This window comes from Winogradskyella jejuensis (genome assembly GCF_900129745.1).
Lineage (GTDB): Bacteria > Bacteroidota > Bacteroidia > Flavobacteriales > Flavobacteriaceae > Winogradskyella > Winogradskyella jejuensis.
This window is the reverse complement of the sequence record NZ_FQWS01000002.1, coordinates 1,132,952-1,158,096: the sequence shown is the minus strand read 5'-3', so window position 1 is coordinate 1,158,096 and position 25,145 is coordinate 1,132,952. Positions and strand designations below refer to the sequence as shown.

27 protein-coding genes are annotated in these 25,145 nt (G+C 30.5%); 13 read left to right on the top strand and 14 right to left on the bottom strand.

All coding sequences use genetic code 11. The features are described from left to right. The first annotated feature begins 1 nt into the window (after position 1). From BUB95_RS13085 to BUB95_RS13060, 6 genes are all read left to right on the top strand, one after another. Positions 2-910 carry a DUF5655 domain-containing protein gene (locus BUB95_RS13085; RefSeq protein ID WP_073087184.1) on the top strand — a complete coding sequence of 303 codons (909 nt, stop codon included), beginning with the start codon at positions 2-4 and terminating at the stop codon, positions 908-910. Between the two features lie 59 nt (positions 911-969). Next, positions 970-3,279: a hypothetical protein gene (locus BUB95_RS13080; protein WP_073087182.1), complete on the top strand. Its 2,310-nt coding sequence runs from the start codon at positions 970-972 to the stop codon at positions 3,277-3,279. After that, entirely contained in the window at positions 3,279-7,244 is a 3,966-nt protein-coding gene (locus BUB95_RS13075) for a hypothetical protein (RefSeq protein ID WP_073087180.1), read from the top strand. The genes BUB95_RS13080 and BUB95_RS13075 overlap by 1 nt, the downstream gene beginning before the upstream one ends. Beyond that, positions 7,237-7,749, top strand: coding sequence for a hypothetical protein (locus tag BUB95_RS13070; protein ID WP_073087178.1), 513 nt, complete (start codon positions 7,237-7,239; stop codon positions 7,747-7,749). Before BUB95_RS13075 ends, BUB95_RS13070 begins: the two co-directional genes overlap by 8 nt. A gap of 103 nt (positions 7,750-7,852) precedes the next feature. Further along, complete coding sequence (locus BUB95_RS13065; RefSeq protein ID WP_159432649.1) at positions 7,853-8,515, top strand: hypothetical protein; 663 nt, start codon at positions 7,853-7,855, stop codon at positions 8,513-8,515. A gap of 457 nt (positions 8,516-8,972) precedes the next feature. Continuing rightward, positions 8,973-9,260 (top strand): helix-turn-helix domain-containing protein, encoded by a 288-nt coding sequence (locus tag BUB95_RS13060; protein WP_073087174.1) that lies wholly within the window; start codon positions 8,973-8,975, stop codon positions 9,258-9,260. Positions 9,261-9,543: 283 nt separating this feature from the next. On the opposite strand, the gene BUB95_RS13055 is transcribed toward BUB95_RS13060, so the two are convergent. Beyond that, positions 9,544-10,293 (bottom strand): hypothetical protein, encoded by a 750-nt coding sequence (locus BUB95_RS13055; protein ID WP_073087172.1) that lies wholly within the window; start codon positions 10,291-10,293, stop codon positions 9,544-9,546. 209 nt (positions 10,294-10,502) lie between these two features. On the opposite strand from BUB95_RS13055, the gene BUB95_RS13050 reads away from it, so the two are divergent. Continuing rightward, positions 10,503-10,691 (top strand): hypothetical protein, encoded by a 189-nt coding sequence (locus tag BUB95_RS13050; protein WP_035325018.1) that lies wholly within the window; start codon positions 10,503-10,505, stop codon positions 10,689-10,691. 172 nt (positions 10,692-10,863) lie between these two features. On the opposite strand, the gene BUB95_RS14355 is transcribed toward BUB95_RS13050, so the two are convergent. The 6 genes from BUB95_RS14355 to BUB95_RS13025 all read right to left on the bottom strand — a co-directional run bounded on the left by BUB95_RS14355 (position 10,864) and on the right by BUB95_RS13025 (position 15,036). Beyond that, entirely contained in the window at positions 10,864-11,016 is a 153-nt protein-coding gene (locus BUB95_RS14355) for a hypothetical protein (protein ID WP_200777210.1), read from the bottom strand. A gap of 35 nt (positions 11,017-11,051) precedes the next feature. Further along, a complete protein-coding gene (locus BUB95_RS13045) occupies positions 11,052-11,213 on the bottom strand; it encodes a DUF1328 domain-containing protein (protein ID WP_073087170.1) in 162 nt (53 codons plus the stop codon). 59 nt (positions 11,214-11,272) lie between these two features. Next, complete coding sequence (locus BUB95_RS13040) at positions 11,273-12,163, bottom strand: mechanosensitive ion channel family protein (protein ID WP_073087168.1); 891 nt, start codon at positions 12,161-12,163, stop codon at positions 11,273-11,275. A 26-nt stretch (positions 12,164-12,189) separates the two neighbouring features. After that, positions 12,190-12,678, bottom strand: a complete 489-nt coding sequence (locus BUB95_RS13035; RefSeq protein ID WP_073087166.1) for a Dps family protein — start codon at positions 12,676-12,678, stop codon at positions 12,190-12,192. A gap of 242 nt (positions 12,679-12,920) precedes the next feature. Continuing rightward, positions 12,921-13,517: a methyltransferase domain-containing protein gene (locus BUB95_RS13030; protein ID WP_073087164.1), complete on the bottom strand. Its 597-nt coding sequence runs from the start codon at positions 13,515-13,517 to the stop codon at positions 12,921-12,923. A 121-nt stretch (positions 13,518-13,638) separates the two neighbouring features. Continuing rightward, positions 13,639-15,036, bottom strand: coding sequence for an OmpP1/FadL family transporter (locus tag BUB95_RS13025; RefSeq protein WP_073087162.1), 1,398 nt, complete (start codon positions 15,034-15,036; stop codon positions 13,639-13,641). A gap of 321 nt (positions 15,037-15,357) precedes the next feature. On the opposite strand from BUB95_RS13025, the gene sqr reads away from it, so the two are divergent. From sqr to BUB95_RS12995, 6 genes are all read left to right on the top strand, one after another. Then, a complete protein-coding gene (gene sqr, locus BUB95_RS13020) occupies positions 15,358-16,593 on the top strand; it encodes a type III sulfide quinone reductase, selenoprotein subtype (protein ID WP_073087160.1) in 1,236 nt (411 codons plus the stop codon). A 39-nt stretch (positions 16,594-16,632) separates the two neighbouring features. Beyond that, a complete protein-coding gene (locus BUB95_RS13015) occupies positions 16,633-16,941 on the top strand; it encodes a TusE/DsrC/DsvC family sulfur relay protein (RefSeq protein ID WP_073087158.1) in 309 nt (102 codons plus the stop codon). An 18-nt stretch (positions 16,942-16,959) separates the two neighbouring features. Continuing rightward, a complete protein-coding gene (locus tag BUB95_RS13010; RefSeq protein ID WP_073087156.1) occupies positions 16,960-17,433 on the top strand; it encodes a DsrE/DsrF/DrsH-like family protein in 474 nt (157 codons plus the stop codon). A gap of 74 nt (positions 17,434-17,507) precedes the next feature. Further along, positions 17,508-18,290, top strand: a complete 783-nt coding sequence (locus BUB95_RS13005) for an MlaE family ABC transporter permease (RefSeq protein WP_073087154.1) — start codon at positions 17,508-17,510, stop codon at positions 18,288-18,290. Further along, entirely contained in the window at positions 18,287-19,069 is a 783-nt protein-coding gene (locus BUB95_RS13000) for an ABC transporter ATP-binding protein (RefSeq protein WP_083573382.1), read from the top strand. Before BUB95_RS13005 ends, BUB95_RS13000 begins: the two co-directional genes overlap by 4 nt. Before the next feature lie 4 nt (positions 19,070-19,073). Further along, complete coding sequence (locus BUB95_RS12995) at positions 19,074-20,057, top strand: MlaD family protein (protein WP_073087152.1); 984 nt, start codon at positions 19,074-19,076, stop codon at positions 20,055-20,057. A gap of 58 nt (positions 20,058-20,115) precedes the next feature. Here BUB95_RS12995 and BUB95_RS12990 read toward each other — a convergent pair whose 3' ends face one another. The 7 genes from BUB95_RS12990 to BUB95_RS12960 form a co-directional block, all read right to left on the bottom strand. Beyond that, the gene (locus tag BUB95_RS12990; protein ID WP_073087150.1) at positions 20,116-20,484 is read right to left on the bottom strand and encodes a GerW family sporulation protein; all 369 of its coding nucleotides are present in this window, start codon (positions 20,482-20,484) and stop codon (positions 20,116-20,118) included. A gap of 11 nt (positions 20,485-20,495) precedes the next feature. Then, on the bottom strand, positions 20,496-20,936 hold the full coding sequence (locus tag BUB95_RS12985) for a hypothetical protein (RefSeq protein WP_073087148.1): 441 nt from the start codon (positions 20,934-20,936) through the stop codon (positions 20,496-20,498). A gap of 238 nt (positions 20,937-21,174) precedes the next feature. Then, on the bottom strand, positions 21,175-21,552 hold the full coding sequence (locus BUB95_RS12980) for a DUF7670 domain-containing protein (RefSeq protein ID WP_073087146.1): 378 nt from the start codon (positions 21,550-21,552) through the stop codon (positions 21,175-21,177). Between the two features lies 1 nt (position 21,553). Next, positions 21,554-22,012 (bottom strand): pyridoxamine 5'-phosphate oxidase family protein, encoded by a 459-nt coding sequence (locus BUB95_RS12975; RefSeq protein ID WP_073087144.1) that lies wholly within the window; start codon positions 22,010-22,012, stop codon positions 21,554-21,556. Positions 22,013-22,119: 107 nt separating this feature from the next. Then, entirely contained in the window at positions 22,120-22,794 is a 675-nt protein-coding gene (locus BUB95_RS12970) for an ABC transporter ATP-binding protein (protein WP_073087141.1), read from the bottom strand. Between the two features lie 2 nt (positions 22,795-22,796). Beyond that, entirely contained in the window at positions 22,797-24,059 is a 1,263-nt protein-coding gene (locus BUB95_RS12965; protein ID WP_073087139.1) for an ABC transporter permease, read from the bottom strand. After that, entirely contained in the window at positions 24,059-25,138 is a 1,080-nt protein-coding gene (locus BUB95_RS12960; RefSeq protein WP_073087452.1) for an efflux RND transporter periplasmic adaptor subunit, read from the bottom strand. Before BUB95_RS12960 ends, BUB95_RS12965 begins: the two co-directional genes overlap by 1 nt. Positions 25,139-25,145: the final 7 nt, after the last annotated feature.

Here is a 25,145-nt window from a genome sequence, read left to right as displayed (position 1 = left end):
TATGAATATATATAGTCTACAGTCTAAGAATAGTATTCAAGTTTTAAAAGAGAAGCCTTTTAAATTAGAAAGAGAAATACAGGCTCTTTTTGAAAGTAATTTAGATGATTTGATGAATTTACAATTAGTAAAATCAGAATTTTCAATTAAAAATAAGCGTATCGATACATTGGCATACGATACACAATCAAATGCTTTTATAATTATTGAATATAAGCGCAGTAAAAATATAAGTGTTGTTGACCAAGGTTTTACCTATTTGAGTTTGATGCTCGAAAACAAAGCAGATTTTATAGTAGAGTATAATGAAACACTAAAACAAAATTTACAGCGAACGGATGTAGATTGGAGTCAAACAAGAGTTGTGTTTGTTTCAACAGGTTTTACTGAAAACCAAAAAACAGCAACAAACTTTAAAGATATTGCTATTGAATTATGGGAAGTAAAGAGATATGAGAATAACTTAATAAGCGTAAATCAAATAAAGAAAAGTAAGTCAGCAGAAAGTGTAAAGCCTATTACTTCAAGTAATACAGAATTACAAGCTGTTACTAAAGAAATTAAAGTTTATTCGGAAGAAGACCATACGTTAAATAAGTCTGATAGTGCAGTAGAATTGTATGAGACTTTTAGAGATGCTATTCTAAACTTCAAAGAAGACATAGAAATAATACCACGCAAGAAAAGAATTGCATTTAAAGGTAACCGTATCATTTGTGATATTTTAATTCAAAAAAGTGGTATAAAGCTATGGGTAAACTTAAAAAGTGGTGAACTTGATGACCCAAAAAACTTGATGCGTGATGTTTCTAATATTGGTCATTGGGGAAATGGAGATTATGAATTGGTAATCAAGAATACAGACGATTTAGAATACATAATGAGTTTGATTAAACAAGCTATTCAATAAATCTCTGTTATAAAAAAAGGTGTTGATTATGTTTTAAAAAGATTTTATAATTATTTAATATGAACCAAAAACTTGAAATAATAATAAACGATAAAGTTGTTTCTTTAAGTGTAGTTAATAAAGACTTAATACAACCATACAAACAACTATTGATAGAAAGAAAATCTGTTTCTTTTATTGAGTTTATTTTTAATAATCAAGTAGAAAGGTTGGATGAATTATTATATGCATACGTTGCATTGATATGCAAAAAAAACAACCTTAATAGAGTTAAGTTTACATTTACCAAACAAGAACCAGAATCTAAGGTTTTACGTTTAGCTCTTCAATATTCTGGAGTATATAGAAAAATCCCCTATAATTTAACCTTTGATATTTTTAATAAGGGTAAACGTCAAGCGTATTTTTTTGAAGGCTCTAAAGAATTTCTACCACCACTTTTAATTAATAAAAGTGTATATGAAAGACTTTTCATTGAAGAGAGGAATAATGACAATGATTTATTGAAGTACATAAAAAGACAGAAAGAAAAAAAGCAGTTAGATGTTATTTTTAATGAAATAACACGAAAAGAAGGTTTTAGAAAAGCTGTTTTAAATTCATTATTTGATAATGACGCTGTAAATTATGCTTGGCGCTATATGTTTAAAGCGTTTTCATATCTAAATGTTTTAAGGTTCATAATTCAAGAAAAATACAACGAAACAGTTGATGATTCTCTAAAGAAAAATAATGAGTTTAGTTTTGGTAAAATAAGAAATGTTAGTGTTGCGACAGACTTTATGACTGATATTAGTCATACTCTTAAGGATAATAGATTTTTCAGTTTTAATTATTTTCAAGTATTTATTTTCTCAATTCTTGTTCAAAATAGCACTCTTTTTGATGCTTCAAAACTTATTGACCCTAAAGATGATTTAGAAGGATTCGAAGAATATAAAAAACAATATTTAAGTCATCTAAAATATATAATAAACTACACCAGAGATATAGCATTTGGTATTCAAGAACTCTCAAAGAATATAATTGAACACACTATAGGTGATGAAATAGAGTACAAAGGAGCTATAACAGTTCGTGTATTAAGTAAAGATGGATTTAATACAATTACTGATTCTGAGAAAAATGAAGTATTAAAGGATTGGAAGAATTATACGTTAAATAGTGAGCCAAATATTCTACAGATAAATGTTGTTGATTTAGGTCAAGCGTCTGTAATGTCAACTTATCAAAATAATATCCAATCTCTTATTTCGACTTGCGATGATTATTCTAAGAAATTGTTAGAGGAAGATTTAGAGGATATTAAAAGTGGTGAATTTAATATTTCACACTTTTTAGATTTCACAAACATATACTTAAATCATCAAGTAAAGAGGGTTTATGCGAGATTAGGTTTACTTATTTTTTCAAATCTAATTTTGGATAAAAAAAATGGTGTAATTAGAACATCTTCCTATGGGTTAAAAGACAAATCATCAGTTTCATATGTAAGCTATAATGATAAACATATTAACATTGACTCAGATGAAGTAACTAATGTTATTGAATTAGGAACCAGCTACAACATTAATATACCTGTTAATGAGTCTTTTGATGAATATAGAGGCGCATTTGATACTCAGGACATTGACTCTACTGGTATGCCTGTTACAGACTCTACTTTATTTGTAGAATTGTTTAAATATAAGAGTGGTGATATTGCAACTGATTTCTCTAATAAAATAGCCTTATTAGAGATAGATTTATCAAAGGTTGATGAATTTGATAAATATGATAAAATTAAAAAGGCTAAAGAATTAATTAATCATTCTATATCAGTTGTAAAAAATTCTCAAGATACTGTTATTGTGCTTGATGCAAAAGAATGTTCAAAAATTATTAATAATTCAAGTGATTGGATAAGGCTTTTAGGGTCTCTACATTTAGAAAACCCAAATAAAGATAGTAACATTATAATTAAAAATGTAACTGAGAATACCCACAATGAAATAATAAGTCTGAATAAATTATTTAAAGATACTGAATTGGGTTTTTGGAGTGACAATGAGTTTATTTTGTTTTTTGTCGAGGTAGTGAATAACGAATTACCATTTTTCTTTAATGATTTACTAACATCTAAAAATTACTTGAATTATATCAAATTAAATAAGTCTATTTCAAATTATCATTTAAATATGTATTCAATAACAGAACAAGATTATGAAGAGGATGATTTACCAAATGATGAATACTCGTTATCAAATAATCTACTTAAAAATGGTAAACTATTAAACTTTGAATTACTGTTGAAAGCTGATGAGCATTTAACTATTTATGAAAAAACGGCTTATTCATTCCTGAACTTGGAGATTAAAGAAAAAATATAATGGATAAAAGAGAGTCATACTTTAACAATATCGAAGGGTATAAAATTATTGGTGGACATTTAAAGTTAGGGTCTCGTATTCACATAACTGATTATTTTTATGCTAAAAGGCTATTTTATAATAGCTTCTTTACCAACCGTTTTGCATTTTTAATAAGTCAGTATATTATAAATAATTACTCAGTTCATATAAATAAATTACCTAAAGATTCAAAAGTTACTTTAATAGGCTATGAAATGTATTCAGAATTATTGGTAAGTAGTATTAGAAAAATACTAAACGACCAATATATTCGGGAGCATCAAGAAGAGAAATTTAATCATCATATATACAAAAGGGATAAACTTTTTTCAAAAGACCCAAATAAAATATCTGAGAGTGTAATTCTTATTACGCCTATAAGTACAACATTTTCTACATCCATAAGAATTAAAACAGAGATAAAGAATACTTTACAGAGTAAATACAACAAAACTGATGTCAACTTTTTAGAGCCTTATATAAGTTGTTTAGTAATTGGGAATAAAGAATCTTTTGTTCCTAATGATGGTGCAATGCACATCTATGAACAAAAAGATATTGAGTACGAATATGGTTGGCAAAAAGCATACTTAAATGAAGGAATCGTTGAAATAAAACCACAGATAGATAAGTATTCAAAAGATTCAAACATTAAAATTAAATATTTTATCCCTCTTAATACTGATTGGGTGAAAACATATAATTGTTTTCAATGCTATCCTGACAAAGCCAACACCAGTTTAGAACTCACAAAGGAAAAAGTATTAATAGAAACTGATAAAAATTCCCTTGTCCCAGATTTGATTTTTGAATATCCTCGAACTAAAGCTAGCGATACTTCTGCCATATTCAATAAATTAAATTTCCGTGATAACAAAAACAGAATTGTATTAAGAGAGCATTTCAAAAAAAACAATTCTAATTATATCTACTATGTCAAAGCAGGTCAGTTTCTAAAAAATAATAAAGATGATATAAGCGAAAATTGGATACGAAGAATAAAAGACACAACCGAGGTATTTAAATCATCTAAGAATATAGTTATTATTACGCCTACTGGTGGTTCAAATTCAGGATTTGTCAATTTAGTGAATGATAAGTTATTTAATGATAATGCCACAATCATTCAATATGATGTTAAGAATGAACTGATTCATAATTTTCAAATATTTTATAAAAATATTATTCAATCTGCAGATAAGATTTTATTCGTAGATGATGTAATGGCAACCGCAGAAGCTTTTGGTTTAATTAATTTTTATGTAAAAAATATTAGAGGTAAAATCGGAGTAGATTTTGCATTGTGTCTAATTAATAGATTAGGCTTTTTTAATGAAAAAAAGCTTTTGTCAAAGCTACCAGAAGCAAAAGGCTTTCTTTACTATTTGAGAGCTAATGTACCACCAATACCATATAGAAATGAATATCCCTATACACGCCTAAAATCGTCATTTAAGCATTTAGCAAATAATTCAGTATTAGATATGATGCAAATGCATTTCAGGGAAAGGGAAGGCAAATTTAAGCCTGTTAATTTAAATACAACTGCAAATATTGATGATAAAATTTCAGAACATAAAAGCCTATTTCAATTCTTACTTGAGCACGAATTAAATAATCTTTTTGACTGTTCGGAAGAAAAGAATAGCTTTAATTATTCAGAAAAAGACAAAATAATTTCCTTTTTTCAAGATGAAAATCATAAAGCACTTCTTAGATACTTTCGTAGAAGAGAATCTATAAAAGGATTTTTAAAGTATTATCCAATATATAAATCTGAGTTAAAGAATTTATTACTTAAAATTTTTACTATTGAGCCATATATTAGGTTTCATAATATAAAAAAATCTGCTTTTAAATGGGTTATAACAGACTTATCCAATTCAGTAAACAAAATTTGCAGTCCAGAATGGGATAAAGAAGGTTTTTTTGAGGTAGATAAGCTTACTAAATATTCCGAATACCATAGCTTTAAATTCTTGCTAAAAAGGGCTACAAAGTTGAATATGAATTATATCTATTCAATAGATATGTTAAAGGCTGTAAGAGTTTTATTGTCGAATTTCTCAGACGAACAGCAATCCCATTCAAATAGGTATGTATGGAATATTGAAAAAAATAAATACAACCTAATAAAGGATGATAAAAATATATTCATATTTGGATTTACTACTTATTATGTAAGTTTAATTCAAGAATTAATAGTTGACCACGAAGCAAAAGCTATCGAGTTAGTTAAAAATATCAAGAAAATGCTTGGTGTTATTAACAAAGACAGAGTTAAAAAAGTCAATTTATTAAACGACTATAATGACTCATTCTTACATTTATTAAGGTTATTGGTATTAGAGAATACATTTATCTTCAAAACGTTTTGCGATAAGTTTATCGCTGAAGTAAATAATGACTCTAAACAACCTATAAGTTTTGAGACTATTGATTACTCTATAATTAGCGGTAAGTTAGATTTATATAACAAGAATGATATTTATATTTTTCAAGGTGTAAAGCAAATGTTATCGAAATTTGATGATAATGTACCAATGCCAGAACACAACCCTCAATTGAATTTATTTGAGTCATTTAAACAATTAGTCGTTGCTAAAACATTTATTAGCAATGATATTAAGCAGAAAAATAATATTGGTCAAATAGGAATTAAAAAGAAGATTTTAAAAATATTAGAATTATCCTGTAAGATATTAGGTGTAGATAATGGTGGTGCATTTTTAGTTCTTAAATATAAAGGGGAAGAAAAGGACACAAACTATAATAATTTAAATGTGATAGGTGAATATTATACTTCTAAAGAGCATAGTTTAATTGGAAAAGAAAAAATTGAGGATAGTATAGTTAATCAAATGTTTGAAGGTATCTATGAATTAAAAACAAACAAGCCAAGGTCAACATTTGAAGTTTCTTTATGTAATGAAGACCAGTACCATTACAGAAAGTCTTTCAAAGAAAATAGTGATGTTGTAATTGATTTAAAAGATAAAATAGAACTAAATGGTTCAGATAGATATAGAAATTTATTCTTTTTAAGAATCGCAAAAATAAAAAGAGACAAATCATTTAATGAGAACGGTTTTAGATATAAATCATCACCAATTGCTGTAATTTGTTTTTATAACAATACTCAAATTGAGGCAGACAAAGAAACTTATCATTACAAACGTTTTGACCCGAAATTACTAAGATTGCTGTTGCTGTTAAGAGAAGACATTCAGGGCTTTATTAATCATCATTTGATAAATGATAGTTTAAGGGCATTTGTTGAGGAACAAAATAGGCTTATTGATTATTCCGCACCAGGTCACGGTGAAGAGATTACGGTTAATGAATTACATCGTGTTACTCATAGCCATATTGATAAATGGCAGTCTGATTATTATCAAAAATATGCTAAATTTTTAATGTTAGATTTAAGTATTAAACATCAGATTAAGGAGTCTTTTCCATATTTAGCAGAAAAAATAGGTGAAGAGAGAAAACCTTATCTTGTGAAGAACAAATTACAAGAGTATTTTGATTTTGTTTTTAATGGAGAGTTAACTGATAATAAAGATTCATCAAGAAAAATTAATTTTATATCGGATGATGTAGATTTTGGAATCACATTAAATAAAAATGTTTTTCTTACATTAATGAAAGAGGTATTTATTAATTGCAAAAAAGGCGGAGTTCCTGGTGAAGATATTCAAATTGAGTTAATTGATTTATTTGAAACAAAAAAAATAAGAATTTTTAATCTGATGAGTGACCCAAAGGATTTAAGTGACTATGATAAGAGAAAAATTAAAAGAGATGGTTATAGAGATAAAAAAACTAAGGGCTTGTATCTAAATTATTTAATTTGTAAAAATTTACAGTACCCAACACCTATCTATGATATTGATGATAAATATTTTTATGTAACATATAATTTTAGCAAAAATGAGTAAGTATTTTTTAATTATCGAAGATAGAGAAAATCAATATAATCAAATTAAAGATGTATTTGACGGTGAAGATGGCTTTACAAATGTTGTTGGTAATTATTCTGAGATAAATGAATTTAAAGAAGTTTTACAGGTTAATCAACCACAAAATAATTATGAACCTATTAATGAGAGAATAGGGGAAATGCTAAGTAAAGTAAAAGGTGATTTCGTTTTGCTCTGTGATTTGAATTTATACTCTGCAAAAAGTGAATCTCAAAAAATGCAACAAGGCATAAACATATTAAGGGATTTATTCTTACCTCAAATTGACCTAACGCTCAATGCATATAGTAGTAAGATAATAGTCTGTACAAAATACGAAGAAGAACTTATTGAACCTCATTTTGTAAAATTAAATAAACAATTTTCTGATAAAAACATAACATTTGAATATGTTCAAAAAAAGTTTGAGTTGAGCCTATTACACGAAGATTTTATCGAAGATTTAAAAAATTTAATAACTTAAAGATATGAAGCCAAAGTTCACAAGAAAGTTTGCGACTAATTTATTTTATAGCGCATTAATTATTTTAGTAGGCATTATAATTACATATATAATTAGGTATGGTATGCTTGACTCTTCAATGTGGCATTTAAATAATTTATCACGTTTAGCAACTATTTTACTAGGTTCTGTTGGTGTAATAATAACATTTACAGGTGTAATGTTATATTTTTCAGTTTTATATAAGAACAATTTTACAAGTAAACTTACTCTATCATTGAATAACTTTATTTTCTTCCTAGAGCATCATAATGTTGATAATCCAAACGGCAAAACTTATCTTGAAAATGATGGCTTAGAACTTATTTCTGACACTTATAAATACTTGCGTAAGGGTTTCTCACCAGATAAAGATTTTGATGTAAGTGATATGGATTTATTATCAATTTTAAATAGTAATATGGTAAAGACTTATGAAGATGTTTTTGTTAGATATTTCAATTTTGTGAATCATATAACCGATTTAATATTTGAATCTGAAATTAGTGCTGATGAAAAAACAGAATACTATAATACTTTAAAATTGAATCTATCCTCAAATACAATTGCACCTTTATTATACATTTATTACAATAAGCTCGAAACGATTGAAAATGGTGATGCAAAGAAAAAATTGAGTAAAAAAATAAAAGAGTCAGGTCTTTTTGATGATTATTCTTTAAAAAATTATTTATTGAATCCAATAGATAAAGTATTGTTTGATAAGAAGGTAAATCAGTTTATATAAGTCCCCACAACCCAAAACCCAGTTTTTTCGTACCTCAAAATCCTCTTTCTTTTGTGTTGTTCCGCTCACCTAACAAGTTTAGCGTTTTTTTGTCTTTAAGGTAATAGCATATTACAGCTTTGCTTTTCATAAAATCAAACCAAACTGCAATAAGCTATTCTGTTATTATTATATCATAAAACCCTAAACTCACCCAAGTTATGTTACATAATACAAGTTATAGTAGCAAAAATCCTTTCAAGGGTTTGCTAACGCAGTATTCTTATATTTTCGTAGCTATAACTGGTATTATGTAAAATATCCGCTTATCCCACGCTCACATTGGAACTTCAAAGAAAATGACGTTATCTCATTCAACTGCACAAAATCATCGTTAAGTCCAAGTATTCCTTACCTCAAATCTTTGTTTGCTTCATTTCGTTAACTTTCATTTTATAACAACTTAAAAAGTAATAATATGATAACAAAGACAATACAAATTCAAGAAATTACAGTAGATGAATTAGCGGATAAAGTAGCAGATAAACTATTAAATAAGATTAAACAATATTTAGATGATTTACATAGTAATGAAAGTGATGTATATCTAACAAGACAAGAAACAGCAGATTTTTTAAAGATTAATATTACTACACTTTGGCATTGGACAAACAAGGGTAAAATAAAAAGCTATGGTATTGGCAATAGAAGATATTACAATAAGCAAGAAATAATTGCCTTACTAAAGAAGAATGAGTTGAGGTAATAAAATAAAAAAGAGAGCAAATATAGGTAGCTTCCATCAGCCAACGCTCAATACTGTAAAGGTCACGCCCTACGGGTTTTGAATAAAACTTTTTTATGAAGCAATCGTTATAGGTTTCAAGATTTTAGAGTAAAAAACTTTTACCCAAAAACCTTGACAGCATCATCCACGCTACCTTTAACATTGGCTATCTTTTTTCTTTTCTTCAAAAAAATTATGGCAAAAGAAAAAGCCCTACAATAAAAATTATAGGACTCTTTCAGCTTCAAAGGTCAGAATGAAACTATGCTACTTCAACGATATTTAAAACGTTATATGCGCCATTTTTAAGCGGATACTGAACACCGTTAATCTCTTGGAAGAACTCTACTAATAAAACGAATATATCGTTTCCTGTGCCTGTTGGTACACCTGCAGGCGTTAGTGTTTGAGTTGCAGAGGTTGAATCTATCGGAATATTTACAGTTGGACTGTATTCAATTGAATTATCTGTTGTATCAAAGTCAACTTTAAGAAATGCTGAACTTAAACTTACGTGTGTTGCGCCACTTGGATATGCTATATCATTCGCAGGAGTTAAATTTGGAATCGTAATTTCACCTGTTGCACCATCTACAGTAAACGGAGCGAATAAAACAGCACTTAAAATGGCTTTATTATTAAAATCCAAGCCTTTTAATGTGGCTTTACCTTCTGGTGTTGCTAATCCCGTAGCTACATTTCTTTGTCCTCTTACAGAGGTTGTATCAAAGTTTTTAATTTGAGTCATTTTTTGAGTAACACGACTTGAAACTCGATTGTCTTTTGCTCTAATCATTAAGTTTCTTACAGACGTTCTCAATAACTTACCAGATGATGCAGAACTTCCAAATTCTGAACCGTTTTCACGAGTACGCTCAAATGCTGGGTCATTCTGAATACGTTCTTTAGAAACACCGCCTTTAGTTTTTACTAAATAACCCTCTTTTGCTTTGTAAAAAGTTAGGTTGTCTAACGTTCCCTCTAACTTAATAATACCTTTTAATTTTGCCATAACTAATACATTTTTTGATGATGAATATCAAATATACGAGCTATTGAATGTCAATGCATTAGAGTGCTTCCGTAGTGTTTATAAGTTGCCAAAACTTCCGTTTTAGTTAGTTTTTTCAATGGGATATTAGTCGTATATTGTATATAAGTGCTTTATAGCAACGGTATAGATAAAGTATAGTTAGAGTATTAATTTTAAATTTAAAGTGAATGAGTAGAATCTGTATTTACCCTAAAGACGTGCAGGTAGTAACAGGAAAGAGTGAGCGTTATGGCAGAACAATAATCAAAGCGATTAAAGAACGCCTTAACAAAGAAGCTCATCAGTTAGTTACTATCGATGAATTTTGCGACTTTATGGGCTTTGAAATCAGTAAAGTACAAGGATTAATCAAGTAAATTCCTTATCTTTACTACAAGGTATAAAGGTGACCTATTAGGTGACCCAACAATGGTACAGGACTGAAACAGTAATAAATAAAGGCACTACGTAAGAGGTTCACTTACCTCTTTCTCCGCAAAAAAAACCGCAACGATAGTTGCGGTTTTTTATTTAAAAATATTTGAAATTCTATTTGGTAGCATCATCAATCTCATCCGTTACTTCTTCAACACCTTCTTCCAAAGCTTCTCCTGCTTTTTCAGCAGTAGTCTGTTCTCTACAATTGAAAAGTGATATTGATAGTAATGTTAATAATGCAAAAGTTATTGTTTTTAATTTCATGTTTAATGATTTTAAGTTATAAGTAAGTTCATTAATTATTTAGTAGCTCCTTTTTTAAATAGAGAGATGATAAATAATACTAGAAATACAAAAAATAAGATTTTTGCTATTCCTGTAGCAGCTCCTGCTATTCCTCCAAATCCAAGGATTCCAGCGATTATTGCAATAATAATAAATATAATTGTCCAGCGTAACATAGTTGTCTTTTTAAGGTTAGTAAAATATTTGAAAATTTATTGGATAAATGAACTACTTATTAGTTCATCTCAGCCACTGTGTGATTTTGTTTTTGAGTAATTGGTAGATTACCATCAAATTGCAACGTTCTGATAGGGAATGGAATGTTGATATCTGCTTTATCAAATGCTTTCTTCAATTGAATCATGGCTTTACTCTTTGCTCTTAATCTGTCCAAACCAGATTTACCATCTATCCAAAATCTTGTAATAAAGTTAATTGAGCTATCCCCAAATTCAGTATAATAAAACTCTAATTCTTTGTCTATTGCTTCTTGGTCAAAGCAGGAATTTAAAGTGTCTTTGGTAATTTTTTCAACGTCTTCTAAATTAGATTCATAGCCAATACCACACTCAATTGTAATTCTCATCTTAGAGGTTAAAGAGTAGTTTTTAAAAGGGTTTTCAATAATAGTTTTATTTGGTATTACAACCATATTATTATCGGCTTCTTTCAATACAAAATAGTTGAGATTAATATCAATGACTTCTCCTGCATAGCCATTTGTTTCTACCCAGTTTCCTACTCTTATATTTTTTCTGAACGAAAGAACTATACCAGAAAACGTGTTTGATAGTGTGCCTTGCAATGCCAAACCAATAACTAAACCAGATATTCCGGCTCCTGTAAGTAGGGTATTTAAGGTATCACCAAGATTTAGTGCACTTAATGCTAAAAATAAACCAGCTAAGACTACTACGGTTGAACTTATTCTTGCAATTAATCTTACAACTGATGTTTGTTTAACTCTATTATAGATAAGTTTTTTGGTGATGTTATAGACTAACTTTGATATAAAGTAAGATAAAGTAGTTACAACTACAGCAATACCTAAGTTTGGCAAGTTTGATACCAAAGCATCCCACCACGAGTTAAGTTTATCTAGTATAATTGTTTTTTCTTCGTTCATGTTGTTATTTAGTTTTATTGTTTTAATTAGGCTTTAATCATTTTGGCATCAACTTTTTGATGCGTCTCTTCGAGCCAAGCACTTAACATCCAGTTTTCTTTTTCCATCTCTCTGAGGTATGCCCCTAATAAATCTATTGTACCTTCATCTGCGGCTTTATCTGCTTGCTCAATAGTTTCTCTTATTTGATTTATGATAATTAACTGGTCATTCTTCAATTCTTTTATCATAGTCTCGGCTTCCGTAATAGTCTTTACTTCCTCAATATTTGATATTTTTAAATATTCGCTATATCTACTTATAGGATGGTATTTAAGAGTTAATATTCGTTCTGCTATTTCATCAATTTTTACTCTAGCGTCATTATACAATTCTTCAAATTTATTGTGTAGTGTAAAGAAGTTATTCCCACTAATGTTCCAATGGAAATTTCTAAGTTTTTGATAATACATATGAAAATCTGCTAGTAAAACATTCATTCCAAAAATTACGGGTACAAGTTTTTTATCATTCATAATTAAATGTGATTTTTTTAAAAGATTAATAATTTGTTTTGAAACACTAGAAAAAAAGAAAGCAATAAATATTGCAATAAAGAAAGATGGTTAAAGCTAGTGCTGATTTGTGTTTTCTTTATAATTAATATATGGCAGAAAGCAATTTTGTCAAGTCGTTTAACAGGGTTTAACTGTATTTAAGGACTATTAACATAAGAGAATGTTAAAGAAAGACCTAAATGTTAAAGCATTTAAGAGAATTATTTAGCTATAAACACACCAAATAGCTCTTTATCCGCTCGTTCTGGAATAGAATTGTAGCTTTTATCAAATACTTTTGTTGTAAAATGTGGCGCGAGGTATTTTAAGTACAGTTGTTTATCACCTCCAAAGGGACGTTTTTCCATGTCACCAGTTAAAGGGAAATCGAACCACAATCCTACAAGTTTTCCATTAGCTTTTAATAATTGATGCATTTGTTTTACATAAGCGTTTCTATTTTTATCAGTAGGTACAAATGAACAGAAAAATGTCTGCTCCATGATTAAATCATAAGTTTCATTATGATTAAAAAAGTCTTCATGCAGTAATTCTTCTTTAGGAAAATCAGGATTTCGTTTTTTAAAATCCTCTAACGGAATTTCAGAAATATCCATAACAAATACGTTCTTAAAACCTATATTGAATAGATATTCGGCTTCATACGCATTACCAGCACCAGGTATTAGGATTTTTATAGTCTTATCTTGTAACTGGTCAATATATGTTTTTATTGGAGTGGATGCATAGCCAATATCCCAACCTGTGCGTTCTTCTTTATAGCGTTGTGTCCAATAGTTTTGTTCGGATAAATTCATAGTTTATAAAGTTATAGCTTTTTATAAATATTGATTAAACAAATGTGACAGCCCAATTTTTAAAAATTATATTGCCACATTTGTGCAAAAGGATGAATTTTAAATAATACAACACAACATACTATTCATCAGCCTTTTTATTAAATATATAGTTCACACCAACCATAATCATAGATGTCTTCATATCATAATATACTGATGTGCCAGGAATAGCACCAAGCGGATTTGCAGGAGAAACTTGCATAGGGTCTAATATTTGTCCCTCAGTAGCGTCTCCACTAAACCCATAATGGAATGTACTATCTAACGAAAGTCTATCAGAAAGTTGATAACTTAAACCAAGTTGAAAGGCGTTTTTAATAACCGCTGTAGCGGGAATATTGAAAAAAGCTACATCACTATTAATGGGGTTAGAACTGTATGTATAACCCACACGCAATGGTAACTTATTAAAGCCTTTGTATTGTAGACCAGCAGAGATAATGGAAATATTCTCCCAACCAAAGCCTGCTACAGAACCCGTTTGTGTCCATCCTGTTTCTGAAAACCCATCAGTGTTTTCATAATCCACTAAACGATAATCTAAAGCTAAGTCAAACTTATCAGTAGAATATCCGAGCCCAAAGGATAATATTGAAGGGTAATCCATATTAAAGGAGTTATTACCTGTAGAATTATCTAAGTAGGTGTTGTCAAATTCAAAATCGCTAAATGTTTGTGTTGTCTTATAAGATGCACCTGCCTTAAATCCTTTTCCAGAGTCATAAAATAGTCCAAACTGTGCACCATAACCTGTGGCATAAGCCTTGTTTGTGCTTGGATAACCTGCCATAGTTGGATTAGCCGTAGGATTTGGCATTAACTCAAGATTTGCATAGTTAAATGTAGGTTGTATACCAAAAGAAAGTTTGTCTGAAATCTCGTATGCCCATGTAAAACCTATTTGTAAGAGTATGTATTCAGATTCTATATGCCCAAAACCTCTTAAGGCTTGTGGCCAAGTCACAGGGTTTGAGTTGTTTGGATTCCAGTTAGCGTTTGGCATTCCATTTTGGTCAAAAGGTAAGTTGGTTTCTTGAGGGAAAGTAACCCCAAATCCACTAATGCCAAAAGCAGAAGCACCAAAAGTATGCTTACTATTTTCTTTACCCCAAACCATAGCCAAAGCTGGTAGAGGAGAAACACCTCTATCATCTTTTGTAGTACCAAAAACAGGAGGTGAGGCTGGTGAACCTGGCCCCATATCTCCAGCTTGAAATAATAAACCTTCAGGTAAACTGGCACTTAACTCTGGGGACGAGAAGAAAAACCCAATATCAAAGCGTATAATCTTATCGTCAAAAGTTGATATCGATGCTGGATTCCAGTGCAGTGCACCAGAAATATCTAGAGGTTGTGCAGTAGCTGCTCCACCCATAGACATATTCACATTCCCTACACCTTGCATAATATGACCCGCTTGTGAAAATAGAGCCGTTGAGAATAACAAGGCAAAAAATTTAAGAAGAGTTGTTTTCATGATGAGAGTTTTTATGGTATTCAGCAAAAAAATATGCTGAATGACTGTTTATTTTTTTTCTAAAAAATCGATGTCTGAGCTATGTGATATTCACAAAATTACGGGCAGAATAATGAGGGATACATGACAATTATCATAGATGAAAATTGCTGCGTTTATGAATCTTTAAAACCGTCATAAAGCACTGTTTTTCATATAGTTGTGATATGTAACATTTGCTACATAAGAATATGACAGATGTCATGCGAGTTTTTGCTGTATCACAGTAACTTTATTCATAGTTAAAATCATATGCTTAGTCATATTTAAAGAATATTAGCAATGAAAAATTTAATCATATTAGGAGCGGGTACAGCTGGTACAATGATGGCTAATCATTTAGTAAAAAAGCTCCCAAAGAAGGACTGGAAAATTACCATCATAGACCAATACAAAACGCATTATTATCAGCCAGGATTTTTGTTTTTGCCTTTTGATATTTACACTGAAAATCAAGTGAAAAAGGATGGCAAAAAGTTTATTCCCAAGGACGTCAATTATGTGCAGAAGCTGATAGAGCTTATCAATCCAGACGCTAATACTATACAACTAGAAGATGATGAAATGCTACCTTATGATATACTCGTAGTAGCTACTGGCTCTAAGACTGCCCCAGAAGAGATTGATGGAATGTCTGGACCAGATTGGTACAAAACTATTTTTGATTTTTATACTTATGAGGGCGCTAAAGCTCTACGAGATAAACTGCGTGATTGGAAAGGCGGAAAGCTTGTTGTGCATATTACAGAAATGCCAATAAAATGCCCTGTTGCGCCTCTAGAATTTGCATTTTTAGCGGATTCCTATTTTAGAAAAAAAGGGATGCGTGACAAAGTAGATATAACCTATGTTACGCCACTAAGTGGTGCATTTACTAAGCCAAAAGCTACTAAAGCATTACATCATTTATTAGAAGAAAAAGACATTAAAGAAGTGGTTGACTTTAATATCGAGCGTGTGGATTATAAGAACAACAAAATCGTTGACTATGCAGATGTTGAAGTTGAGTATGATTTGCTTGTTACAGTACCTACAAATATGGGTGATGAACTTATAGAGCGCTCTGGTTTAGGTGATGAGCTAAATTTTATCCCTACACATAAGACCACGTTACAGTCTAAAAATCATGAAAATATTTTTGTCATCGGAGATGCTACCAATTTACCAACATCAAAAGCAGGCTCTGTAGCGCATTTTGAAGCTGAAATACTTGAAGAAAACATCCTTAGATATATTGAAGGAAAGCCTCTAAAAGAAGACTTTGATGGTCATGCCAACTGTTTCGTAGAAACAGGAAATAATAAAGCCTTACTCATAGACTTTAATTACGACCATGAGCCAGTAGAAGGAAAGTTTCCATTTCAAGGTATCGGCCCTATGAGTTTACTAAAGGAAAACCGTATGAATCATTGGGGTAAGTTGGCTTTTCGATGGATTTATTGGAATATGCTTTTAAAAGGCATCCCTATACCATTTGTACCCTCAAAGATGTCTCTGAAAGGAAAGAATTTTGAATAGTAAGTTTAAAATAAATATAGAATCAAAAATTTAGAAATCATGAAAAAGTTAATTGCAAATAGAGAAATAGATGTAAATGAAGAAGGCTATTTAATAGACTTTAAGCAATGGGACCGAGAAGTTTGTGAATGTATAGCGGGCGAATGTAATGTTGTTATGACGGAAAAGCATTGGGAAGTTATAGAGTATCTCCAAGATAAGCATCGCAAAGAAGAACCTTTATCTATAAGAGGTATAAAGCGTAGTGGTGTTATTAACATTAAAGAGTTTTATAATCTGTTTCCAGGAGGACCTTTAAAGAAATCTACTTTAATAGCAGGTATTCCAAAACCTAAAAGTTGTATCTAAACCATAAATCAATAAATCATGAGCACTAAAGTTAAAAAAATGCTTTTTATACTGTCTAAAGCTACAATTGAGAATGCTTACGCGGCTTTTGTCATGGCTAATGGCGCACGTATGGAAGGTATAGAGTCTGAGATATTTTTCACCTTTTTTGGATTAGAAGCCATACAGAAGAAAAAACTAGAACACCTTCATGTGGCAACAGTTGGTAACCCTGCAATGCACATACCTACAATGTTGGGTGGTTTGCCTGGAGTAGAGGCATTAGCTACCAAAATGATGAAAAAGGAAATGGAAAAACTAGATATGCCACCAATAGGAGAATTCTTAGAAATACTTTCAGATTCTGGATGTAAGCTTTGGGCATGTAAGCTAGCTGTAGAAATGTTTCATCTAGAAGAGAAGGATTTTATTGACGATTTAGATGGTATTTTAACCATTGGAGACTTCTATAATAGAGCAGATCAAGAAGGTACTCAGATATTGTTTATCTAGTTGCTTGTTAAGTGATTATAATCATTTCTGGAGCAAGTATATTCCTATAAATTTGATGAAAATGGTCACAAATAATGTTAAGTATCCGAAGCTTAAGACAGCAAATAGATTCCTTTTTTATAGAAATTGGAGAGCTATCTTATTTCGCAGGACGCTATTTTAAGGAGTCGGTAAAGCCACCATTTGAGTTTAAAGAGCTGTTATGTCAATGCTATAGCATGGGTAACCGCTCTTTATTGTTAGTCATAATTACGGGGTTTATTATTGGACTTGTCTTAACTCTGCAAACAAGACCTACTTTGATGGAATTTGGTGCTGTATCTTGGATGCCATCTATGGTTGGTATTTCGATTGTGCGAGAAATTGGCCCCATGATAACCGCATTAGTTTGTGCAGGTAGAATAGGCTCTGGTATCGGAGCTGAACTTGGTTCTATGCGAGTTACGGAGCAAATCGATGCCATGGAAGTTTCAGGTACCAACCCATTTAAATATTTAGTGGTTACAAGAATAGTAGCAACTACAATGATGTTACCGCTTTTAGTAATTATCGGAGATGCAGTGGCGTTATATGGCTCATTTTTAGTAGAAAATTTAAAAGGAAACGTTTCTTTCACTTTATACTTTAATCAAGTTTTTAATTCATTAGAGTTTGGAGATATAATACCAGCCACTATAAAGTCTTTTTTCTTTGGTTTTGCTATTGGTTTAGTTGGTTGTTTTAAAGGTTATTACTGTAAAAAAGGTACGGCAGGAGTAGGTAAATCGGCTAATTCTGCAGTAGTTTTTACATCGTTATTACTTTTTGTTATTGATTTTATTGCTGTGTTTGTAACCGATATTTTTTATGATTTATGAGTGAAGGTAAACACATATCAAAGCATACTGATACTATGAATCAAAAAGACATAGTTCTTCAAATCAATAATTTGTATAAGAGTTTTGGAGATAACCATGTGCTTAACGGTTTTAATATGACTTTACGTAAGGGTGAAAACTTAGTCATCATGGGGAAATCAGGGTCAGGAAAATCCGTAATGATTAAGTGTCTTGTAGGTTTAATGGAAGCAGATAAAGGTTCTATTTCTGTAATGGGTAAAGATATTACAACTTTGAATCAAGAAACGCTTGATATCCTGAGAGCAGATATTGGCTTTTTATTTCAAGGAAGTGCTTTGTATGATTCTATGACGGTGAGAGAAAATTTAGAATTTCCTTTGCGACGTCATTCAGAAAAATTTGATGGTAAAGTAGATACAAATTCTATGGTTATTAAAGCTTTAGAAAATGTTGGACTAGCTGAAGCTATAGATTTAATGCCTTCTGAATTATCCGGAGGTATGAAACGACGCGTAGCTTTGGCTAGAACCTTGATTCTGCAGCCTAAAATAATTTTATACGATGAACCTACGAGTGGATTAGACCCAATTACGGCTAAGGAAATAATAATATTAATGCAGGAAATTCAGAAAAAATATGGAACGTCTTCACTAATTATTACTCATGATGTTGATTGTGCAAGAGTGATTTCCGACCGTATGATTTTATTAATAGATGGAATTAATTATGCAGAAGGCACTTATGCGCAACTGTCTATTTCTAAAGATTCGAAGATTAAAGCATTTTTTAAACATTAGAGCGATGAAACAATCAAAATCACAAAAAATACGACTGGGCTTATTTGTAATCATTGGTACTATATTATTTGTAACCGGAATATATCTTATTGGCCAACGACAAGATATGTTTAAGAAAACTTTTACGATAAGCTCTTATTTTCAGAATGTAATTGGGCTACAAAAAGGAAATAATGTACGCTATTCAGGTATTGATATTGGTACGGTAAAAAACATATCAATGATTAATGATTCAACTATAAAGGTTGATATGACTATAGAGGAGAAAATAATTTCTCATATTAAAAAAGACGCTATTGCTACTATTGGCTCTGATGGTTTGGTAGGTAATATGATAGTAAATATTGTGCCTGGCAAAGGTACAGAAGCATCTGTTAAAAACGGAGATATTATTGAATCGTACAGCAAGATTGGAGCAGATGATATTTTAACTACGTTGGGTTCAAGTTCAGAAAACATTGCGATTTTGGCTTCAGACCTTCTTAAAATTACTAATGCTATAATAGAGGGAAAAGGAACAATAGGTATGCTTATAAACGATACATTAGTAGCTAAAAATTTAAGCCAATCTATTTATAATCTTAAGGTAACATCTTTTAAAGCAACTGAATCGGTTAATGAGCTTAATGCAATTCTTACAGATATTAAAACAAATGAGAATACACTTTTGGGTCAAATGATTAATGATACGATATCTGGAAGAAAACTAAAAAATATTGTGTCCAATCTTGAAGCCTCAAGTATAGAAATAGAAAGTTTACTTAAGAATTCTAATGATTTAATTAATAATATTAACTCTAATGGAGGTGCTGTAAACTATATACTTAATGATACATCGTTGGTTAATAGCTTAAAATCTACTATTAAGAACGTTAATGAAGGAACAGATAAGTTTAATCAGAGTATGGAAGCTCTTAAACATAATTTTTTAACTCGAGGTTATTTTAGAAAGTTAGAACGACTTGAGAAAAAGAAGCAATTAGATTAATAATAAAAGCCGAGTAGATTATTAAATCTACTCGGCTTAATAAACTCACCAAACTAGGTTAAGTAGTCATAGTTTCTCTATTTCTACTTTCTATTATCTTTTCGATTACTTCTGGCATTTTTTCAAATGCAGCTGCTAATCCGTGCGCCTTACCTGCTTCAATAAATGATATCTCATCTCCTTTGGTAGCTAAAAAACCTATTGGCTCAATACCCATGCCAGCTCCAGCACCTAAGCCTTCACCTTTCTTTCCTTTTGTTTCGGAACCTTCGGCACCGCCTGAACCAAATCCCATACCTACTTTAATAACAGGTACAATTTTAAATTCGCCTAATTGAAATTCTTTACCAACAACAGTTTCAGTGTTGGCTTCTGTTTTCATAAAATCTGTGATTTTTGTCAGTAATTCTTCTAAATGTAGTTCCATAATTTTATTATTTAAAGATTAATAAATGATTTTATAATCCGTACAGGCCTGTTTTGTATAATAAGCTGCACGTTGTTTTCTCCGACAAAGTTTACATTGCAATTTGTTGCTTTGTAAAAGTTTAAAAAACTAAAGACAGGATAAAGCTTCGCGTTTGCTGTGTAATCCCCAGTATCTAAATTCAAATAGAATTTTTTAATGTTAAAGGACTTTATAACTCGTAATACTCTTTTTAAGTTTTTAGAGTTAATAAATCTCTCTTTTTTTGGTTTTAAGACTTTAGTCTTTTTTGATTTTTTAATGGCCATCCTCTTTAGAGGATACATATAAGATTTGAAGAATAATATTCTCATTTTTATCTTTAAAACTTCAATATTATCTTCAATCACACTAGCTTTAGCTAAACCTTTTAATTCTAAATAATACGTGTTGTTAATTGTATCTATTACCATGGTTATTGGTACCAATAGCAGACACAAAAGGATTGATAGTAATAGCAGTATTATAACTAGCCATATCATTATTTAAGTTTTATTCAAAGGAAGAGAATATGCAAACGTAGAACAATGATATTCATCAATTTGGGTTAGATTATTTTTAAATTTTATGTAAGATTATGTTTTTACTATTCACCTGACAAAATCAATAATCTTTAAAATCATTAACCAATATTAAATAATATCTTAAGAATCATTTGTTTGTGTTAGAAATATTCCAACTAACAAGAAATAACATTCCAAAGACACTTATGAGTGAAGTTAGGATTAGACTTGGCCACCAAAAATTATCTCCACTAAAGTTAAAATAGTATATAATAAATAACCCATAGGAGAATATTAAAATTCCTCCTATGAGCTCATATTTCCAGGCAATTATTAAGAGAAGTAATAAAATTAACCAAGGAAATGCGTTAGGTATATTTTTAATAATGCCATCTAAATCATTGTTATTGACTTCAGCTCCAGAGAGAATTGAAAAGGTGAGTACTAATAGTGTAATTGATAGTAGTCCGTATCGTGCTATAAATCTCCATATGATTAGGCGTCTATTTGATTGATTTTGTCTCATTTTAACTATACTTTCTTTCTCTTCCTGTTATTTCTTCAACATTAATTTTAAAAACTATTGGCGGACCTTCTTTATATATTTTACTCGAAAATTCACTAAGAAATTTTAAATCTTTGCCTTCTTTTTTGCTAATAACTTCTTTAACACCTTCTGAGAATTTATGAAGATTTATTTTTGCGGTACTACCTTCAAACTCTTTATAAGAACCTTGTACTAAAATGGATTTCCAATTGTTTACCGATTCTATTTCGGACACTTCCATAGCTACTTGATTATTAATGCGTAAAGCTCTTATTTTATGTCCTTTTCCAGAATATCCAATGATTATATTATTTAAAACATCGTAATAATAAGTAATAGGAAGTACATAAGGCTTGTCTTTAAATAAATAAGATAAGTGTCCTATATAGTTATTGGCTAGTAGATGTTTACTTTCAATATCTTTTAAAGCTCTAATCACGGCATATATGGTTTTGAACTAAAAATATTTTAATTTATGTAGAATAAGAATGACCTTAATCAGTTTTAAGAGTCTATTTATTGGGTTTTGAAGAGTAGAGATGCTAGTTATTGTAAAATTCTCCCATCGGACATTTGAATTATCCTATCCGTTTTTTTTGCAAATTCTTCGTCATGAGTTACAATGAGTAAAGACAAACCTTGTTCATCGCTTAAACGCTTAAAGATGTTAAAAACATTATTAGCATTATAGCTGTCTAAATTTCCGGTAGGTTCATCACCCATGATTATCGAAGGGTCGTTAATCAATGCCCTAGCAATAGCTACCCGTTGTTTTTCCCCACCAGAAATCCTAGATGCTCTTTTTGGTGCCAAATGGTCTATATCCAACATTTTTAGTTTTTCAATAGCATCTTGTTCAATTTCTTCCAGTGATTTTTCAGCTAGTTTTTTTGCAGGTAACATCACATTTTCTAAAACAGTAAACTCTGATAGTAAATAATGAAACTGAAACACAAAGCCTATATGTTTATTTCTAAGGTATGATAGGTACTGATTGTCTTTTCCTGTGACTAAGGTATTGTTTAGATAAAGTTCTCCTTCATAATCTGTATCCATAGTAGATAAGATGTAGAGTAAGGTAGATTTTCCACAACCAGATTTTCCCATAATGGATGCAAACTCTCCTTTTTTTATTTCAAAATTCAAGTCCTTTAATACATGAAAGAGTACAGGCTTTTTAAAGTATTTGTCTATATGTCTTGCTTCGAGTACGTTATCCATTTTTACTGGCCTCTAATTATACGAACAGGGTCAATCTTTTTAGCTTTTTTTGAAGGTAAGTAGCCTGCAAGGAAGGTTGAAAGCATTGCGAAAGAAAAACCTATAACAAAGAAAACAGGGTTCATATTTATAGGGTAAGTCTCTACAGTTGGTAAGGCTTCAGTTTGAAACGGAATAGTATCTATTAAACTTGCCAAACCAAAACCTATAAGTAGACCTAAGACACCTCCTATAAATCCAATTATCATAGCCTGACTCATAAAAATAAGTTGTACATCTTTACCAGAAAATCCTGTGGCTCTGAGTATGGCTATATCATTCATTTTTTCATAAATGAGCATGTTCAATATGTTATATATACCAAAGCCTGCAACAATAAGTAATGTTATAGAAACGGCATAAGTGATTAGGTTACGAATAGTTGTACCGGTTTCAAATTGTGCATTTGCAGTATTAATATCTATCGCTGTAAGATTAAATTGTTGCTCAATTTTTTGAGCTAAAGCAACAGCACCTTCCATATTGTAAAGCTTGACATTAATATCCGTTATATAGTTTTTGGGTTTACCTAAAATGCGTTGTACAGTCTTAATATTTGTAAAACTTTGTATGGCATCAAGGTCTGCAATGCCACTTTGATAGAAGCCCACTATTTTTAAAGGGAAAATGCCTCCATTTATAGGACTAACCTGCACACGGTCTCCAACTTTTAAAGACATTTTTCTAGCAATTCCAATACCTAATAGAATCCCATTATCACTATTTTCTAATGCTTCTGCTGAGCCTTTTACAATATAATCTTGCATGTTAAATAACTTGGCTTCATCTACAGGGTTTATACCTGTAAGATTTCCGCCTAATTCTATTGAGCCCGCCATATAGAATATTTGTGTTTTTATTTGAGGTAAAGCTCCTTTAATATTTTCAGTGTTTTCTAAATATTTGATGATAGGTAAAGCATTATGAATTTTCTTTTGACTTAGTTTGGGCTTTATAGAGTGTACTACAGTAAAACTCTCTTTAGCATCATCTATAAAAGAAGCGGGTTGTTTTTTTGAAGGTTCTATCTCGTTGTAAATATGTACATGAGGTGTTTGGTTTAAGATAAGGTCATCTAGCATGCCATTTAGACCTGTCATAAAACAAACAAGAGTAATGTAAGAGCCAATACCAAAAGTCACACCAAGGGCAGCAGTAGAGGTCTGTTTAATCTTAGTTATAAGATGGGTTTTAGCAATACTTAATATAACACTCCAGTTATTCATTATTTGGGTTTATAGATGTATGTGTCTTTATCGATGCCAGATATTATTTCTACGTAGTCCATGTTTTGTAAGCCTTTGTTAATTTTTATTAGTCCTTTTTCTGTTTTTACCTTGTTATCATCAATTAAGTATGCTTTTGGTATTGTGAGAACATTTTCTTTTTTTGCAATGATAATATTGGCTTCGCCAGACAAACCCGGATATAATACTTTTGGAGGTCTTTCAAAAACGGCCTCAACTTTAAAGGTTTGATTTCTTTCATCTTTTTTTGGTAAAATCTTAGATACTTTGCCTTTAAAGATTTCACCTTTATAGGCATCTAGAGTCATTAAGAGATCTTTTCCTACTTGTATTTTAACAATGTCTACTTCGTCTACTAGAAGCTCTATAATAAAATTGTTTTTACTTCCAATAGAAGCTAATGCTTCCATAGTATTTACAATCTCTCCTGGTTCTTTGTAGAGTGCATATAGTTTGCCATTAATTTTACTTTTTACAGTAAAATCCTTTGTTGCAATTAAGGACGTTTTATAATTGTTTTGAGCTTGTTTTACAGCAGTTTCTAGTTCGTTCTTTGTTCTTAAGTATTTGCTTTGCAATAATTTTAGACTATTAGAGGCTAACTCATAACTTAACTTACTATTATCAAACTCTGCTTTTGAACCTATTTGTTGTTTCCATAAATTTTTTTGTCTGAAATAATTAACAGAGTCGTTATTTAATTTGATTTGAGCAGCAACTATCTCGTCTTGTATACTTCTAAGTATTGCGGAACTTCCATTGTAGTTCTGTTTTGCTAAGTCTAGTGTTAATTTAGAGTTTTGCGTATTAAGTTTTGGTGTGCTATTTATAATCTGAATTATGGGTTGGTTTTTAGAAACTAAATCACCTTCTTCAGCAAGGTTACTGTCTAAAATACCCGATACTGCGGCATAAACTTGATATAGGCTATCAGGCTGAATAGTTGCAGACGCATAAACATACTCAGTGAGTTCTTGTTCCTGCGGTTGTATTTTCTCAGTATTATCTGAACATGATACAAAACAGATAGCTATAAAAATGTGATAAATAAGTCGCATATTATGC

Bases quoted from the DNA above. Each gene is read 5' to 3' on its own strand.
- BUB95_RS13085 (WP_073087184.1), top strand. From the start codon at position 2: ATGAATATATATAGTCTACAGTCTAAGAATAGTATTCAAGTTTTAAAA.
- BUB95_RS13080 (WP_073087182.1), top strand. From the start codon at position 970: ATGAACCAAAAACTTGAAATAATAATAAACGATAAAGTTGTTTCTTTA.
- BUB95_RS13075 (WP_073087180.1), top strand. From the start codon at position 3,279: ATGGATAAAAGAGAGTCATACTTTAACAATATCGAAGGGTATAAAATT.
- BUB95_RS13070 (WP_073087178.1), top strand. From the start codon at position 7,237: ATGAGTAAGTATTTTTTAATTATCGAAGATAGAGAAAATCAATATAAT.
- BUB95_RS13065 (WP_159432649.1), top strand. From the start codon at position 7,853: ATGCTTGACTCTTCAATGTGGCATTTAAATAATTTATCACGTTTAGCA.
- BUB95_RS13060 (WP_073087174.1), top strand. From the start codon at position 8,973: ATGATAACAAAGACAATACAAATTCAAGAAATTACAGTAGATGAATTA.
- BUB95_RS13055 (WP_073087172.1), bottom strand. From the start codon at position 10,293: ATGGCAAAATTAAAAGGTATTATTAAGTTAGAGGGAACGTTAGACAAC.
- BUB95_RS13050 (WP_035325018.1), top strand. From the start codon at position 10,503: ATGAGTAGAATCTGTATTTACCCTAAAGACGTGCAGGTAGTAACAGGA.
- BUB95_RS14355 (WP_200777210.1), bottom strand. From the start codon at position 11,016: ATGAAATTAAAAACAATAACTTTTGCATTATTAACATTACTATCAATA.
- BUB95_RS13045 (WP_073087170.1), bottom strand. From the start codon at position 11,213: ATGTTACGCTGGACAATTATATTTATTATTATTGCAATAATCGCTGGA.
- BUB95_RS13040 (WP_073087168.1), bottom strand. From the start codon at position 12,163: ATGAACGAAGAAAAAACAATTATACTAGATAAACTTAACTCGTGGTGG.
- BUB95_RS13035 (WP_073087166.1), bottom strand. From the start codon at position 12,678: ATGAATGATAAAAAACTTGTACCCGTAATTTTTGGAATGAATGTTTTA.
- BUB95_RS13030 (WP_073087164.1), bottom strand. From the start codon at position 13,517: ATGAATTTATCCGAACAAAACTATTGGACACAACGCTATAAAGAAGAA.
- BUB95_RS13025 (WP_073087162.1), bottom strand. From the start codon at position 15,036: ATGAAAACAACTCTTCTTAAATTTTTTGCCTTGTTATTCTCAACGGCT.
- sqr (WP_073087160.1), top strand. From the start codon at position 15,358: ATGAAAAATTTAATCATATTAGGAGCGGGTACAGCTGGTACAATGATG.
- BUB95_RS13015 (WP_073087158.1), top strand. From the start codon at position 16,633: ATGAAAAAGTTAATTGCAAATAGAGAAATAGATGTAAATGAAGAAGGC.
- BUB95_RS13010 (WP_073087156.1), top strand. From the start codon at position 16,960: ATGAGCACTAAAGTTAAAAAAATGCTTTTTATACTGTCTAAAGCTACA.
- BUB95_RS13005 (WP_073087154.1), top strand. From the start codon at position 17,508: ATGTTAAGTATCCGAAGCTTAAGACAGCAAATAGATTCCTTTTTTATA.
- BUB95_RS13000 (WP_083573382.1), top strand. From the start codon at position 18,287: ATGAGTGAAGGTAAACACATATCAAAGCATACTGATACTATGAATCAA.
- BUB95_RS12995 (WP_073087152.1), top strand. From the start codon at position 19,074: ATGAAACAATCAAAATCACAAAAAATACGACTGGGCTTATTTGTAATC.
- BUB95_RS12990 (WP_073087150.1), bottom strand. From the start codon at position 20,484: ATGGAACTACATTTAGAAGAATTACTGACAAAAATCACAGATTTTATG.
- BUB95_RS12985 (WP_073087148.1), bottom strand. From the start codon at position 20,936: ATGGTAATAGATACAATTAACAACACGTATTATTTAGAATTAAAAGGT.
- BUB95_RS12980 (WP_073087146.1), bottom strand. From the start codon at position 21,552: ATGAGACAAAATCAATCAAATAGACGCCTAATCATATGGAGATTTATA.
- BUB95_RS12970 (WP_073087141.1), bottom strand. From the start codon at position 22,794: ATGGATAACGTACTCGAAGCAAGACATATAGACAAATACTTTAAAAAG.
- BUB95_RS12965 (WP_073087139.1), bottom strand. From the start codon at position 24,059: ATGAATAACTGGAGTGTTATATTAAGTATTGCTAAAACCCATCTTATA.
- BUB95_RS12960 (WP_073087452.1), bottom strand. From the start codon at position 25,138: ATGCGACTTATTTATCACATTTTTATAGCTATCTGTTTTGTATCATGT.